The sequence below is a fragment of the Rothia sp. HMSC066H02 genome, assembly GCF_001814995.1.
GTDB classification, from domain to species: Bacteria; Actinomycetota; Actinomycetes; order Actinomycetales; family Micrococcaceae; genus Rothia; species Rothia mucilaginosa.
The window spans coordinates 1-14,628 of sequence record NZ_KV818683.1 but is presented as its reverse complement, the minus strand read 5'-3'; the positions used below and the strand labels follow the sequence as shown (position 1 = coordinate 14,628).

The 14,628-nt window shown below is 53.8% G+C and carries 10 protein-coding genes; 6 read left to right on the top strand and 4 right to left on the bottom strand.

Annotated features, from left to right (window positions below; translation table 11 throughout):
- Window positions 1-152: 152 nt before the first annotated feature.
- From HMPREF2999_RS04285 to dnaK, 4 genes are all read right to left on the bottom strand, one after another.
- Window positions 153-659, bottom strand: coding sequence for a heat shock protein transcriptional repressor HspR (locus HMPREF2999_RS04285; RefSeq protein ID WP_049341461.1), 507 nt, complete (start codon window positions 657-659; stop codon window positions 153-155).
- Between the two features lie 3 nt (window positions 660-662).
- On the bottom strand, window positions 663-1,640 hold the full coding sequence (locus HMPREF2999_RS04280; RefSeq protein WP_070676081.1) for a DnaJ domain-containing protein: 978 nt from the start codon (window positions 1,638-1,640) through the stop codon (window positions 663-665).
- A 344-nt stretch (window positions 1,641-1,984) separates the two neighbouring features.
- Window positions 1,985-2,563, bottom strand: coding sequence for a nucleotide exchange factor GrpE (locus HMPREF2999_RS04275; RefSeq protein ID WP_070676080.1), 579 nt, complete (start codon window positions 2,561-2,563; stop codon window positions 1,985-1,987).
- A gap of 2 nt (window positions 2,564-2,565) precedes the next feature.
- Window positions 2,566-4,398, bottom strand: coding sequence for a molecular chaperone DnaK (gene dnaK / locus HMPREF2999_RS04270; RefSeq protein ID WP_070676079.1), 1,833 nt, complete (start codon window positions 4,396-4,398; stop codon window positions 2,566-2,568).
- Between the two features lie 713 nt (window positions 4,399-5,111).
- On the opposite strand from dnaK, the gene HMPREF2999_RS04265 reads away from it, so the two are divergent.
- The 6 genes from HMPREF2999_RS04265 to HMPREF2999_RS04240 all read left to right on the top strand — a co-directional run bounded on the left by HMPREF2999_RS04265 (window position 5,112) and on the right by HMPREF2999_RS04240 (window position 14,491).
- The gene (locus HMPREF2999_RS04265; protein ID WP_070676078.1) at window positions 5,112-5,411 is read left to right on the top strand and encodes a hypothetical protein; all 300 of its coding nucleotides are present in this window, start codon (window positions 5,112-5,114) and stop codon (window positions 5,409-5,411) included.
- Between the two features lie 22 nt (window positions 5,412-5,433).
- A complete protein-coding gene (locus HMPREF2999_RS04260) occupies window positions 5,434-7,083 on the top strand; it encodes a pentapeptide repeat-containing protein (protein WP_246823074.1) in 1,650 nt (549 codons plus the stop codon).
- A 177-nt stretch (window positions 7,084-7,260) separates the two neighbouring features.
- A complete protein-coding gene (locus HMPREF2999_RS04255) occupies window positions 7,261-8,907 on the top strand; it encodes a pentapeptide repeat-containing protein (RefSeq protein ID WP_070676077.1) in 1,647 nt (548 codons plus the stop codon).
- A gap of 175 nt (window positions 8,908-9,082) precedes the next feature.
- The gene (locus HMPREF2999_RS04250; protein WP_070676076.1) at window positions 9,083-10,681 is read left to right on the top strand and encodes a pentapeptide repeat-containing protein; all 1,599 of its coding nucleotides are present in this window, start codon (window positions 9,083-9,085) and stop codon (window positions 10,679-10,681) included.
- A gap of 790 nt (window positions 10,682-11,471) precedes the next feature.
- Window positions 11,472-12,842 (top strand): pentapeptide repeat-containing protein, encoded by a 1,371-nt coding sequence (locus HMPREF2999_RS04245; protein ID WP_070676075.1) that lies wholly within the window; start codon window positions 11,472-11,474, stop codon window positions 12,840-12,842.
- Window positions 12,843-13,048: 206 nt separating this feature from the next.
- On the top strand, window positions 13,049-14,491 hold the full coding sequence (locus HMPREF2999_RS04240; protein WP_141757040.1) for a pentapeptide repeat-containing protein: 1,443 nt from the start codon (window positions 13,049-13,051) through the stop codon (window positions 14,489-14,491).
- Window positions 14,492-14,628 lie beyond the last annotated feature (137 nt).

Genomic DNA, 14,628 nt, shown 5'->3' with positions numbered 1-14,628 from the left:
TGTGTGTGGGTCTGAGTGCATGCGGGGCGGGGGTCTACCCTCCCTCGCGCGGCGTATGACACAAAGACGCACAAGCCTATATGGGTCGCTGACTAGCGCAAATGAGCTAGAACAGCCGAGCCGTTTATCCCAGTGTAGCGGGTTTAGCCGGTTTAGCGCTGCGGCTTCGTATCATCCGCCGTAGCCGACTGGTGACGCTGACGGTACAGCACCACAGCCGAAGAACGCTGACGAGGCGCCGGGCGGGTACCGCGGGCAATATGCACCACGTCGCCACTGGTACCGGCAGCGAACACGCGCTCCGCCAAGCCCAGCTTCACCTTCGCATCCTCAACCTGACGCTGCAGCGCCGCAATCTGCTCCTGCTGCTCCTCCACGAGGGACTCCAGCTCAATAATGCGGCGAATACCCTCCAGGGAGACGCCCTCCTGCGAGAGCTGCTGAATCTGCTGCAGACGGTTCACGTCACGCTGCGAATAGCGGCGCGCTTTGCCGGGCGCACGCGAAGGCTGGACCAGGCCGATGCGGTCGTACTGGCGCAGGGTCTGCGGGTGCATGCCCGCCAGCTCAGCCGCCACAGAAATCACGAAAACCGGCAGGTCCACGCTGTGCAACGGCTTGCCGCTACGGGACTTAGATGATGATTCTCGAGATGCCATGGTTTACTTCGCCTTCTTCAACAGATCCTTACGCGGGTTCTCCTGCGGTGCCAGTTTTACGAACTTATCGAATGCTTCCTGCGCCTCTGCGCTCAGCTCGGTGGGCAGTACAATCTCCGGGATGACCAGCAGGTCGCCGTCGCCGCCCTTAGCCTTGAAGCCACGGCCCTTAGCGCGCAGTCGGCGGCCGACCTGGCCGGGTGCCAGGCGCAGCTTCACGGTGGATGCGTCGGGCAGGGGCACCTCAATCACTGCGCCGTCGACGGCCTCGGCGAGGGTGACGGGTGCGCGCAGGATCAGGTTGTTGCCCTCGCGCGAGTACACGGAGTCATCGGAGACGCGCACGGTGACCTTCAGGTCGCCGCCGCGCAGGCCCTTGCCGCGCAGGCGCACCTTCTGGCCGTCCTTAATGCCTGCGGGGATGCGTGCCTCGGTGTGGGAGCCGTCCGGCAGGAACACGGTCACGGTCGCGCCGGTGTACGCCTGGGCGAGGCTGACGCGGGTGCTGGTGGTGCTTTCTTCGGGGGCTGCGTGCTGTGCACCGCCGAAACCGCCGCCACCCATGCCGCCGAAGTCGGCGCTGGTGAAGCCTGCGGAGCGTCGGGAACCGCCAGCGCTGCCGCCGAAGAGTCCACCGAGCAGGTCGTCAATGTTGATGCCTGCGCCGCCATTGCTGAAGCCGCCGAATGCGTCCGCGCCGGGGTAGCCGGTGTAGCTGCCACCGCCGAATCCGCCCATGCCAGATGCGCCGTAGCGGCGGATCTGGTCGTACTCTTCGCGCTGCTTCTTATCGGAGAGCACGTCGTATGCTTCCGAGATTTCCTTGAACTTCTTCTCTGCTGCGGCGTCGCCGGGGTTCAGGTCCGGGTGGTACTTGCGGGAGAGCTTGCGGTACGCCTTCTTGATGTCGTTTTCGCTTGCGTCTTCGCTGACACCCAGTGCCTTATAAAAGTCGTCGGTTAGCCAGTTTTCACTTGCCATGTTGTGTTTCTCCTTCTGCGGTGATGCGCCGCCCTCCTCGGTTACGGGACGGCTTGCAGGGGCACCGCGTGCTTGTCTTAATGCTCTATATAAAAGTTTAGTCTACTTGACTCAATTTTGAAAGGGTTGAGCCCAAAAAATTGCACCCCTACAAGCCTTTTAACCGCCGCTCCTACGAGCCAAAACCCGCGCCAACACACCGGGTATAGCAACCCCGACAGAACAGGCGCGCCAGGCAGAACAGCCCGTGCAAATAGCTCAGGCAAACAACAGGGCGGGCACTCCCCCACCAGGGAGAGCACCCGCCCGTCGTTAGTTATTCAGCCAATGCTGAGCCGACCACCTTACGGTGCGACAGCCACAGCCACCTGAGCGGTACGAACCACACGGTCGTTCACGCGGTAGCCGTAACGCAGAACCATGGAGACATGATCCTCAGCCACCTCGTCGGTGGGCTGCTGCAGTACAGCTTCGTGGATGTTCGGGTCGAAGGCGTCGCCTACTTCACCGAAGCGCTCCACGCCCTGCTTGCCGAGCAGCTCTTCGAGCTTGGTAGCGATGGAGGCGAAGGGGCCTTCCTGCAAGTCGCCGTGCTTGCGTGCGGCGTCGATGTCATCGAACACCGGCAGCAGGGAACCGACCAGGTCACTGATGACGAAGAGTCGCAGCTGCTCCTTTTCGCGAGCGGTGCGGTTCTTGAAGTTAGTGAACTCGGCCTGCAGGCGAAGCAGGGAGTCCAGGCGCTCTGCGGCGAGTGCCGCATCCGCAGATTCTGCTTCTACGGCGTCCTGGAGCTCAGCCTCGACGGCTTCCGCTGCGTCGTCGGCGGTTTCGACCGACTCAGCTTCGGGATGGCCTTCCGCTGCGGGGGCGTTGAACGCCTCCTCCAGCGGGTCGGGGGTGGTGTTTTCCTGCTCAGCCATGATTACTTCTTCTCGTCTTCGTCGATAACCTCGGCGTCGACAACGTCCTCATCAGCGGCGGGCTTGGACTCGGATGCCTCAGCCTGTGCTGCTGCGTAGAGTGCCTCACCCAGCTTGGATCGGGATGCCTGCAGCTTCTCGAATGCGGACTTCACTGCTGCGTCGTCGTCGCTCTCGAGTGCCTTCTTCAGCTCGTCGACATCGCCCTGAACCTCGGTCTTGACGTTCTCGGGCAGCTTGTCGCCGTTCTCCTTCAGGAGCTTCTCAGTGGTGTATGCGACGGACTCGGCTTCGTTGCGGGTGTCAGCAGCCTCGCGGCGTGCCTTGTCCTGCTCAGCGTGTGCCTCTGCGTCCTTGACCATGCGGTCAATGTCGTCCTTGGAGAGGGAGGTGCCGCCGGTGATGGTCATGGACTGCTCAACACCGGTGCCCTTGTCCTTTGCGGAGACGTGGACGATGCCGTTTGCATCGATGTCGAAGGTGACCTCAATCTGGGGCACGCCACGGGGTGCGGGGGCGATGCCGGTCAGCTCGAAGGTACCCAGGTTCTTGTTGTCGCGAGTGAACTCACGCTCACCCTGGAAGACCTGAATGGTCACGGAGGGCTGGTTGTCCTCTGCGGTGGTGAAGGTCTCGGAACGCTTGGTCGGGATTGCGGTGTTGCGCTCGATCAGCTTGGTCATCACGCCGCCCTTGGTCTCGATACCGAGGGAGAGGGGGGTGACGTCGATCAGCAGAACGTCCTTACGGTCGCCCTTCAGAACGCCTGCCTGCAGTGCTGCACCCATTGCCACGACCTCGTCGGGGTTCACGCCCTTGTTGGGCTCGCGGCCGGTGAGCTCCTTGACGAGCTCAGCAACAGCGGGCATACGGGTGGAGCCACCAACCAGGATGACCTCGGAAATCTCGGAGATGGACACACCAGCTTCCTTGATTACGTCGAGCACGGGCTTCTTGGTGCGCTCGAGCAGGTCGCGGGTCAGTTCCTCGAACTTTGCGCGGGTCAGCTTCTCATCCAGGTGGATGGGGCCCTCGGGGGTGACGGACAGGTACTGCAGGGAGATGTTGGTGCTAGAAGCGCTGGACAGCTCCTTCTTAGCCTGCTCAGCTGCTTCCTGCAGACGCTGCAGAGCAATCTTGTCCTTGGACAGGTCAGCGCCGGTGTTTGCCTTCACCTGTGCAAGCAGCCACTCGACTACGCGCTGGTCCCAGTCGTCGCCACCGAGGCGGTTGTCACCGCTGGTTGCGCGAACCTGGATGGTGGAGAAGCCGTCGTCGTCCTTGCCGACTTCCAGCAGGGAGACGTCGAAGGTACCGCCACCGAGGTCGAAGACCAGGATGAGCTCGTCTTCCTTACCCTTGTCCAGGCCGTATGCGAGTGCTGCGGCGGTGGGCTCGTTGACGATACGCAGGACGTTCAGACCTGCGATCTCGCCGGCTTCCTTGGTTGCCTGACGCTCAGCGTCGTTGAAGTATGCCGGGACGGTGATGACAGCGTCGGTGACGGTGTCGTTCAGGAATGCCTCTGCGTCGCCCTTCAGCTTCATGAGGATACGAGCGGAGATTTCCTGCGGGGTGTACTTCTTGCCGTCAATCTCAGTGGTCCAGTCGGTGCCCATGTGGCGCTTGACGGAGGAGATGGTGCGGTCGACGTTGGTTACTGCCTGACGCTTTGCAACGCTACCGACCAGAACCTCGCCGTCCTTGGAGAATGCGACGACGGAGGGGGTGGTGCGGGTGCCCTCTGCGTTAGCGATGACGACCGGGTCGCCACCTTCCAGTGCTGCTACGACCGAGTTGGTGGTACCGAGGTCAATACCTACTGCACGTGCCATATTTATTCACTCCTTGTGATCAGTGCCCCGCTTCTTCTAATGCGAGGCGGGTTAGTTTGAAAGTTTTGGAGGCGGTCGGTGCTGCGCGTGCCGCCCCCGTGTGGGGTGGTCTGCGCGGCTGCCTTGAGCCTCATGTACTCAAGTATGCACTCTCTCGGAGGGGCTGTCAATAGAGTTGAGTGAACTTTACTCAACTTTTTTTCGCGGAGGTGTGTGAGGGGCGGGTTTTTTGGGGTTCTGGGGCGGTGTTTTACGGGGAAAATCGGGGCGGCGGCGAGGCGCGGATGGGCGGTTTTGCCGCGGAATTCCGGGGTTTTTGGGCTAATTGAGGGCGCGGCGCGGCGATTCAGCGCACGGCGGACGCTGATGGACGGTCGGGGCGAAAAAATTTTTTAAACAAGGTGTGGAAAATCGAAAAATTGGGGCGCGAGAGGTACTGAGGGGGACAACAGAGCGCCCTATATAGGGTGTGCGGGGTGATTTTTAAGTCTGGAGACTCAACCTCTAGCAGCGTTGCTAGAGGTGCAGTGAGATATCAGAGATTCGCTCCTCTTATATATGGAGTGCCTGTCTGCAAGCTCCATCGCTCATTCTATGGAGGTATCTCCGCTTGTCCGATACGTAATTCTCTAATCTTCACCTGTGGCTTGAGAGTCCCCACCTGCCGTATGCTGGTTACGACCATATCCTCTCAAAGCAGACAGGAGAATCCCGTGCCAGAAGCATTCAAGACCTTTCCGAAAAGTAAATACATATCAGCTAAGGAGAATATAAAAAACTTCTTCTTAGGGATAAAAACACCCATCAAAATAATTACAAATATTATTTTTTCAGCACTTATAGTCTATGCAGTCTTTAATTATTCAAAAATTACAGAAATATATATCCCGGATATATTTAAATTTATAGCCACCCATACCTGGGAAAGCGCAATCGCATTATTCATACTACTAATTATAAAAAAAATATCTGGCATCATATGCACAAAATCTCTTCTCCACCCTCACAAATAAATATTTCATACTTTCGCTTGCCGTGCTTGCCATTGCTGGCGCTTCAGCGGCTCTTTTTGTCCCTTCTTATACGAATTGGTTCAGGGAAAATGATAGCGCCAAGTCTCAACAAACTATAAGCAGCCCCCAGCCTACACAGAGCGGTCAGGATACTGGAAATCAACAGAAACAAGAATCTAAAAACTCTGCTTCTGAGTTGAGAGGACACCTTCTCTATATTACGGGTGGTATTATCGCTGTCTTGGGTCTTATTGAGACAAATCGCAAGAATAGCCAGGACCATATTCGTCAGGTGCATGCAGCTCGCCGTGACCGCTATATTGAAGCAGTCGACAAACTATCCAGCGAGAAGGCGCCTGTGCGCCTTGGCGGAGTATATTCCCTCGTTAGCCTTGTAGATGAGTGGCTGGACGATGACAATATTGATGAAGAAACTCGAATCAAAGAAGGGCAGGTTATTATCAATAACCTCTGCTCCTACATTCGTTCGCCCTTCCCCTTGGCAGAGGAAATTGAAGAATATGAAGCCCGCCAAGAACTAGAAAAGCTCCAGAAATCAGAATCCGAGAAGCTCAGCGAAGAAGAGTCTTTACGGCTCCAGATTCTGATTAAGCGTTTCGAAGATTCTGATGAATACGAAAAGCCTAAAGACATCACCGCAGACTATGCAAAGTTCCACGAAGAACAGGACGTACGCCGCACTATCTTCGTCGAGATGAGCAAGCGCAGTAGTACCTTCACCAAGAAGAAGGGCGAGGTAATCAAAACCGTTCCAGGAATCTGGAGTGACTTTGATTTCGATTTCAGACGAGCACCCATTTTCTATCCTCTCAATAGCCTCACGATTGAGAAAGGTAATTTTTCTTCTGCCAAGTTCTACAGCAACGCAGACTTCAGCGAGGCGACCTTCACCCAAACCGTGGACTTCAGCAGGGCGACCTTCACCCAAAACGCGATCTTCAGCTGGGCGACCTTCACCCAAAACGCGAACTTCCGCGATGCGACCTTCACCCAAAACGCAGACTTCAGCGAGGCAACCTTCACCCAAAACGCGATCTTCAGCAGGGCGACCTTCACCCAAAACGCAAACTTTAGCTGGGCGGCCTTCACCCAAAACGCGTACTTCAGCGAGGCAACCTTCACCCAAAACGCGACCTTCACCAGGGCGACCTTCACCCAAATCGCGAACTTCAGCGGGGCGACCTTCACCCAAATCGCGAACTTCAGCGGGGCGACCTTCACCCAAAACGCGCATTTCAGCGGGGCGACCTTCACCCAAAACGCGAACTTCATCAGGGCGACCTTCACCCAAAACGCGAACTTCATCAGGGCGACCTTCACCCAAAACGCAGACTTCAGCTGGGCGACCTTCACCCGAACTGCGCACTTCAGCGGAGTAACCTTCACTCAAAAAGTAAATTTCGACAACACCCGCTTCGAAAATTATGAACCAACCTTTGTGAGCGGGACCTTGAGAGCCCAGTTCTCCATACACTCAGCTCAAAAGGACTACAATTTCTCTCTCCATAGCAACAGTAAGGCTATTCCACTGGGTGAAGCCGAACTTGCCGGAATAAAACGCCAGATTCCCTTTGGAACGGTACTCTTCGACCCGATGTCCCCAAAAAATAAGGATGGGAATTACAGCGGGCTAAGCGAACCTGCGAAGTGAATAGAAGATTCTAGAGGAGAACAAGGAAACCCCTCCTCTAAATAAGGCTCACCGCCAAAAGCCCCGCCGGCCCCTCGTCGGCGGGGCTTGTTCTTTCGCCCAGCGCGAGCGCGCAAGGGTGAGGCTCTCCCCTATGCTGGATATAAGCCAGCACCGGAGCAGGAAGGGCACACCACCATGAACCTCAACAAACTCTTCACCAAGCTGCGGCAACGCAAAAACACCCCGGCACGCAACCAGCAGGCCGGGCGGCGCGAACGCTACACGCACGCTCTCGAACAGTTCCTCGACGGGCACCAGCCCGCCGTACGCCTCGGCGGGGCGTACACGCTCGTCAACCTCGCAGACGAGTGGCTCACCGACGCATCCCTCCCCGAGCAGGTGCGCCGCGAAGAAGCCCAAGCCATCGTCGACGAGCTGACCGGGTGCATCCGCACGCCCTACCCCCTCGCGCAAAAGCGGCAGGTTCTAGAATCAGACGAAGCCCCCGAAGGGTACGAAGGGGACTTCACGCGCGATCAGGAGGCACTACGCGAAGAGCAGCTAGTGCGCCGCACAGTTTTCATGGAGTTCAGCCGCCGCCTCGCCGCCGCCGAAAGCAGCAAGGCAGGCCATAAGAAGAACCAGCACGCTGTACTGCCAATATCGCCCATGTGGGTTGATCTGCGCTTCGACTTTGGCGGCGCACCCATCTTCTACCCGCTACAGCAGTTGCACTTTCAGAACGCTGATTTCGCCTCCGCAACCTTCTACGGTCCGGCGGATTTCTCCGGTGCAACCTTCCACGGTGACACCAGCTTCTCGGCAGCCAAGTTCACGGCTGACGCATCTTTCCAGGGCGCGAACTTCACCGGCTGGGTAGGGTTCAGCACAGCACACTTCGCAGGCGCGGCAGAGTTCAGCCAGGCACGCTTTGCAGACGCGGCAAGCTTCGCAACCGTAACCTTCACCGGCGAGGCGGACTTCTCAGATGCGGTCTTTTCGGCTACGGCTGACTTCGCGGTATCCACCTTCGGGTCCGACGCCGACTTCTCACGCTTGAACACCGCGGGCATAGCCAGCTTCGCGACGGTCACCTTCGACGGAAATGCAGTGTTCACCGCCTCCACGTTCCGCGATGAGGCGCACTTCGCAGCATCGGTCTTCAACCGCCCGGCGGTGTTCTCCAAGTCGCTGTTCGGCGGGACCGCGCGCTTTGCCGGTGTAGTCACCAAGCAGTCCGCAATGTTCAGCGGCGTGCGCTTTGCGGGCGTGGCGGACTTTAGCGGGGCGACCTTCACGCAGTACGCAGATTTTAGTGGGGCGCGGTTCGACGGCGACACCACGTTCAGCCGGTCGAGTTTTTTTGCGGTTATAAGGACGAGCTATGACATGGACTTCCCGCAGTACGCGAACTTCGCTAACGCGGCATTCGCGCAGGGCGCCGACTTTAGTGAGGCGACGTTCACGGCATTTGTCGGCTTCGGTAGGGCGACGTTCGCGGGGACGGTGAGCTTTAACGGGGCGAGCTTTGAGGGAGCCTACTTCGAGGATGCGACGTTCGGTCAGGGCGCGGACTTCAGGCAGACTAGCTTCGCGTACGTTGAGCCGTCCTTTGGAGGCTCGAAGGCTCAACCGCAGGGGGCACGGTTCTCGGCACAGGCGGATTCACAGGATTACCTGTTCGAGACGCGCCCGGAGAGCGCTCATGGCTTCAGGTGTGGCGAGGCGGAACTTCTTAATAGAACGTTCATTCTCCCTATCGGTGCGGTGCTGTATGACCCGGATTCCTGGGACGAAGAGCAGCAGGAGTACACCCGCGTTAGTGAGCCCGCAAAGCGTTAGTGAGCCCGCAAAATAACACCTAGCTCTCCCCCGCCGTCGGGGAAGCCCCCACAGACCCCGCCCGCGCATCCAGCGCTGGCGGGGTTATTGCTTTTGACCCACAACCACCCAAGCCCAGCAGCTTTACCTTATGCTGAGTATGACCCGCCCCTTTCAACGATGACAGGAGAACCACATGCATCTGGCACCCAGCACCGCGTGGGCTTGGCTGATAGCTTGCGCAGTCGTCATTCTGCTTTTCCCGCTCGCCGCGCAGTTCGGCAACCTCAAGGGGAAGCTGTCGAGCTTCCGCACCTGGGTTTGGGCTATCGCGCTCTTGGGCATTGTCACGGCGGGTCTTATGCCTTTCACCTTTGACACTGACATCGCCAATTTTGAGGTTCAGCCGTTCATTTTCTTCATCACCGGCACCCTGTTGGGTGTTCTCTTTCTTGGGGAGTTCCACCGCATGAACGCCCAGAAAAAGCTGGAACACCCCCAGCGGGTGCATGCCGAGCGCCGTACCCGTTACAGCAAGGCAGTTGAGCAGCTGGCGTATCCGAACCCTGCAGTCCGTGCGAGCGCCATCAGCACGCTTGCGGGTCTGGTGGATGAGTGGCTCGCTGACGAGCAACTCAGCGTTCAGGCGCGGCAGAAGGAGGGACAGGTCATCGTCAATGCCCTCTGCGCTTATGTTCGTTCGCCGTTCGCGCGGGCGTTCAAGGCAGAAGCTTTTGAATCCGATACGCCGCCCGCTAACTATGCGGGTGATTTCGCTACGGATCTGGCGGCTTTCCGTGGTGAGCAGGATATTCGCCGCAGCATCTTCGTTGAGATGAGCAAGCGCAGCAGCACCCTTGCCGAAAACGAGAAGGGCGAGGTGGCTGTTGTCCCCGGCGCGTGGAGCGGCTTTGAGTTCGATTTCAGCCGGGCGGTCGTCTTCTACCCTCTCGACGGTCTGACTATTGAGAACGCCGATTTCTCTGCGGCGAGGTTCTGCGGCGGTTCGGATTTCAGCGGGGCAACTTTTGTAGGTAACGCGAACTTTACCCGGGCGGTCTTTGACCAGGACGCGCGTTTTAGCGACGTAACTTTCATGGGAACGGCAGACTTTAGTAACGCGCGCTTTGCTGGTGATGCATTCTTCCGCTGGGTGACATTCAATGCTAATGCTGACTTCCGCGAGGCTTCTTTTGGAGGGCACGCTGACTTCCGCGACAGTACGTTTGCGGCGGATGCGGGCTTTAGCGGTGCCTCCTTTGAAGGGAACGCTGGGTTCTTTAGGTCGTCTTTTGGCGGTAATGCGAGCTTCTTCAGGACGGATTTTGCGGGAGTTGCGGAGTTCCGTGAGGCGGTCTTTGAGGGGCATGCCGGGTTTAACGCGGCAACCTTCTACGGGGATGCGCACTTTAGCCGGGCTACGTTTGAGGGGCTCGCTGGGTTCCGTGATGTGACCTTTAAGGCGGGCGCGGAGTTTTATGGCGCGTCCTTTGTGCAGACTGCTGATTTCTGCGATGTGTCTTTCGTGAAGAGCCCGCCAGTCTTCGCTGTTGAGGATGCTGACTCGGGCGAGATGCGCCGGGCTCGGTTCGTTGCCCTGTCTACTGCTTCGGAGACCGCCGGTCAGGAGGCGCATAACTTCGCGGTGTATGAGGACAGTCAGCCTATTCCTCTGGGTACAGCCGGGCTGAACGGCGTGGGCTACCGTATCCCGGTCGGTACGGTGCTCTTTGATCCGGCGTCCTGGGATGAACAGCAGAAGGAGTACACACGCCTGAGTGAGCCTGCGCAGTAATTATCTTGAGGCCCCGCCGCGTGAATGTATGGCGGGGCTTTTGCGCGTCTGGCCGCCGCCGCCGAGCAGCTGGGCACAAAATAAAAACGGCACGAAAAACCCCGCTTGAGCGAGTAGGCTCTAGCGGGGTTTTTCGATTCTTATCTACCCGAATTCGTTTATCGCTTTCCAGTGGTATTACGCCATGTCTAAGATAAATAAAACTTAAATTGGGTAGCAAAAATCCGCGGAATGTGTGTCATCTGCTAAAATCAGCAGTGACAACGCAATTCCGCGTTGTCTCTAATTTATAAATTAAATAGAGAGGAGGTGCGCTCCTATGGAGAAGGACCATTTCTGGCTCCTCGTTGAACGGGGAAGCTATGTAGCTACCCTGTTTGCCAGCCTGATTGAGATGTGTGAGTTTGCAGCTTCGTGTCTCTTTTAGGCTCTGATGGTGGGGCTACTGGCGATGTTACCAGCATCGCTGGTAGCTCCACTTTTATTTTATGGTCATTGCATATAAGGACAAGCCCTACACACACGACCATATACCTAATAATGTAGCGCATTTCTTAAGACATAACAACACAACAATATTAATTACGTAGCCATTGCACCTACCGCGAGAAACAATATCGATCATTTTGAGAACTTCCATTCCTCGTTACCTGCTACAGCTGCAAAGAAACCCCGTCTGCCTATCTCAAGCAGGCTGGCCCCTCGTTGATGACCGGGCGCGACTCACGGCAAGCAGCTTTACCCTATGCTGGAAGGTGAACGTTCCTATCAGAGAGGACAGGAGAACCTAGTGCCCAGCAATAACGCATCACCCGCTCCAGAGAGCCCGGTAATCCCAAAGGCTCAGGGGAGGCCTTGGTATATCCGGCACTTTACTAAGCTCCTCATTGGCTTTGGTCTGGGTGGCGGTGCGGTTGCACTCGTTCTGCCTTGGGTTCTCTGGTTGCACTGCGGTATGAGCTCTGGCAGTTCGGATCAGCTGCGTCTGCATCTTCTGTACGTCACTGGCGGTATTATTGCGGTTCTGACTCTTCTGCAGACTAATTGGAAGAACCAGGGCGACCGCCTCAAAATCGACGCGGATATCAAGAAGAATGAGCAGGATGCGGAGAAGAACGAACGCGACCATATCCGCCAGGTTCATGCAGAGCGTCGTAGCCGCTACACCAAAGCTGTAGAGCAGCTAGCTGACGAGAAAGCGACTGTCCGTCTGGGCGGTATCTATACCCTTGTTGGCTTAGTCGATGAGTGGCTTGCTGACGACACCCTCGAGCCCAAAGAACAGCAGAATGAAGGACAGATTATTATCAATATCCTTTGTGCATATATCCGTTCGCCCTTGCCACTCAACGAAATACAAGAATATATTGATTCTCTCAATAGTTTCCCAAATTACAAAGATATTTACTCCGAAGATAACGTAACAGTTCGCGAAGAACGAGATATTCGCCAGTCCATATTAAAAGAAATCCGACCACGTCTCAGAAGTATGGAAAGTTCAAGTGACAAAAATAATGTAATCCAGAAAGGCCCCTGGTCTATCTTTACATTCAATTTCTCCTCAGCGTTATTCTTTTATTCTGTAGATTTTTCAAATTCTTATTTTTCCAAATCAATTACATTCAAGGAATCAATTTTCATCGACAGTGTAGACTTTGAAAAATCAACTTTCAAAGAAACAGCAATTTTTGATTCAGCAGATTTCTACGGGGCAACAAAGAAAAGTAAGGTTTCATTCAATGAATCAACCTTTGAAGGCTGCGCACACTTTAGAGATACAACTTTCATGTCTCCTCTCTATTGCAATAACACAACATTCCTCAACGACGCTTCTTTTGAAAGTAGTGGATTCTACATAAAACGTCCTTCCCTGAACACCATTTCATTCGTGGGGGCAAAATTTTCCGGAGGGCTATCATTTAAAAATACCCACCTTGAGTATCTTCCCGTTTTCTCACTATCAACTCAAGAAAATTTTCATAGAGCAAAATTTTCATACAATACACCCCCTAGTAGCTACAATTTTTGCGTCAACAATTCCAGTAAAATAATTCCACTCCAAGAGATTAAATACAAAAATAAAACATACACAATCCCCGCTGGGTGCGCACTTTTCAACCCCGACAACCCATCACTGCCAGAAATATTATCCACCCTATAGGTATCACAAACACCCTACCCTGAGTTCTCGCATACTCCACACACTGAAATCTATACAAAAATACAGGCAACCAACCAAGTCAAATTTATACTATAATTAAATAGACAATCAGTTTGTTACGACAATATAGGAGGAATCAAAACAGGAGAGATCTCAATTTATATCAAAAATTTCACCACCATCCAGATTACGAAAGGGCTAAAAAATTGGACCTCATAGCAATTATAAAACCTGTCATCGGTGCATTTAATTTCATCCGCAATGCTTTCACTGGGGCAGAAAATAAAAGACATCACCTTATGATGGAAAACTTCGAAAAAAGCAAACAACAACATGAATACACTAAATCTATTCAAGATAAAATCAGGAAATCAATCTTAGACCTTCAAAGCGACAATGTTAGTACCCGCATTTTGGCAGTTGAAACACTAATGAATATCGCCGACGAGTACGTAAAGAATGAATTACTTGAAAACACAACAGAGAAAATATTTAAAGAAGTATCTAACATAGTAGACCACCTATGTAAATACATTCGCGATGATCCCGAAAGTAGTTTTAATGACGTCCTCGTTCGCCAAAAAATTTTCTCTGAGATTAGCTCGCGAATAGATAAAGACACCCTTAAATTCACAAAAAATAATCGTGAAATTGAAATCCTTTGCTTGCCGAGTAAAAATCCGTGGACTTACATTGAATACAACTTCGAAAACTCCAAAATTAATTACCCTTTGTCCAACATAAAATTAGCAAATGCAAATTTTAATAACTCAGACTTCCTGAGTGAAATTTCCTTCAAGAATTCAAACTTTTACGGATTGACAGAATTCGAGTCTGCAAGGTTTTATTGTGACCCAGATTTTGTAAATACGGTTTTCCATGGGCCGGTTAATTTTGAATGGGCAAGGTTTAAGGAAGATGAAAAAATAGAACAACGCTTCACATTTGAATCGCATTTTCACAAAGGTGCCATTTTCAAGCACGTTCATTTTGAAGACACTGCCGTTTTCTCTCGTTCACACTTTTATCAAGATACAGACTTCACTCTAACACAATTTTACAAAACCGCTTTATTTGAATACACAGAGTTTAAAGAGAAAGCAAATTTTCTACTGGCAGAATTTAGAGGGAATGTCATTTTTAATTATGCAAAGTTCCACTCTGAATGCAATAAGACAAATTTTTCAGGAACAATTTTAGGAGCGGAAGATTCAGAAGTTAGCTTTCGGGAAGCAACATTCAAAATTGCCCCGGATTTCTCTAATTCATACATCTTCGGGATTGCCTGCTTCTATACAAATATATATACCGACCTCATTATAACTCCAATTATGGAAGAATACTCAAGAAAAGCTGGGTACTACACGCAACAGATTTTTCAACCATATAACAATAAGCAACCCAAAGCAGACTCAGTATTTGAAAATGTAAATTTCAATTACACCCATACTCATAAGTTTGATTTTTATAATTTAGGATCTTACACATACCAGCCTGGGAAAGCTACAATCATCCTTAAAAATGGACAGTCTGTAACTCGAGAAATACCAGCAGGGTCTTATCTCTTCGACCCTAATTCGTGGGATAAGAGAATACGGAAATCTGATTGCAGGAGTGAGCCCGCAAAGCCTCTAGATGAATCTGACTAGATGCAAGAAAAATAAGCCAAGTAGCACTCACCTCTAAAAGGCCCCGCCGGTCCCTTATCGGCGGGGCCTTTGCACGCCCGCAGTAAGTGCGCCTCCGCGAGTACCCCCCCCCCCCCCCCCCCCCCCCCCCCCCCCCC

What these genes read in the sequence shown, in the direction of transcription:
- HMPREF2999_RS04285 (WP_049341461.1), bottom strand. Translation starts at nt 659, where the DNA reads ATGGCATCTCGAGAATCATCATCTAAGTCCCGTAGCGGCAAGCCGTTG.
- HMPREF2999_RS04280 (WP_070676081.1), bottom strand. Translation starts at nt 1,640, where the DNA reads ATGGCAAGTGAAAACTGGCTAACCGACGACTTTTATAAGGCACTGGGT.
- HMPREF2999_RS04275 (WP_070676080.1), bottom strand. Translation starts at nt 2,563, where the DNA reads ATGGCTGAGCAGGAAAACACCACCCCCGACCCGCTGGAGGAGGCGTTC.
- dnaK (WP_070676079.1), bottom strand. Translation starts at nt 4,398, where the DNA reads ATGGCACGTGCAGTAGGTATTGACCTCGGTACCACCAACTCGGTCGTA.
- HMPREF2999_RS04255 (WP_070676077.1), top strand. Translation starts at nt 7,261, where the DNA reads ATGAACCTCAACAAACTCTTCACCAAGCTGCGGCAACGCAAAAACACC.
- HMPREF2999_RS04250 (WP_070676076.1), top strand. Translation starts at nt 9,083, where the DNA reads ATGCATCTGGCACCCAGCACCGCGTGGGCTTGGCTGATAGCTTGCGCA.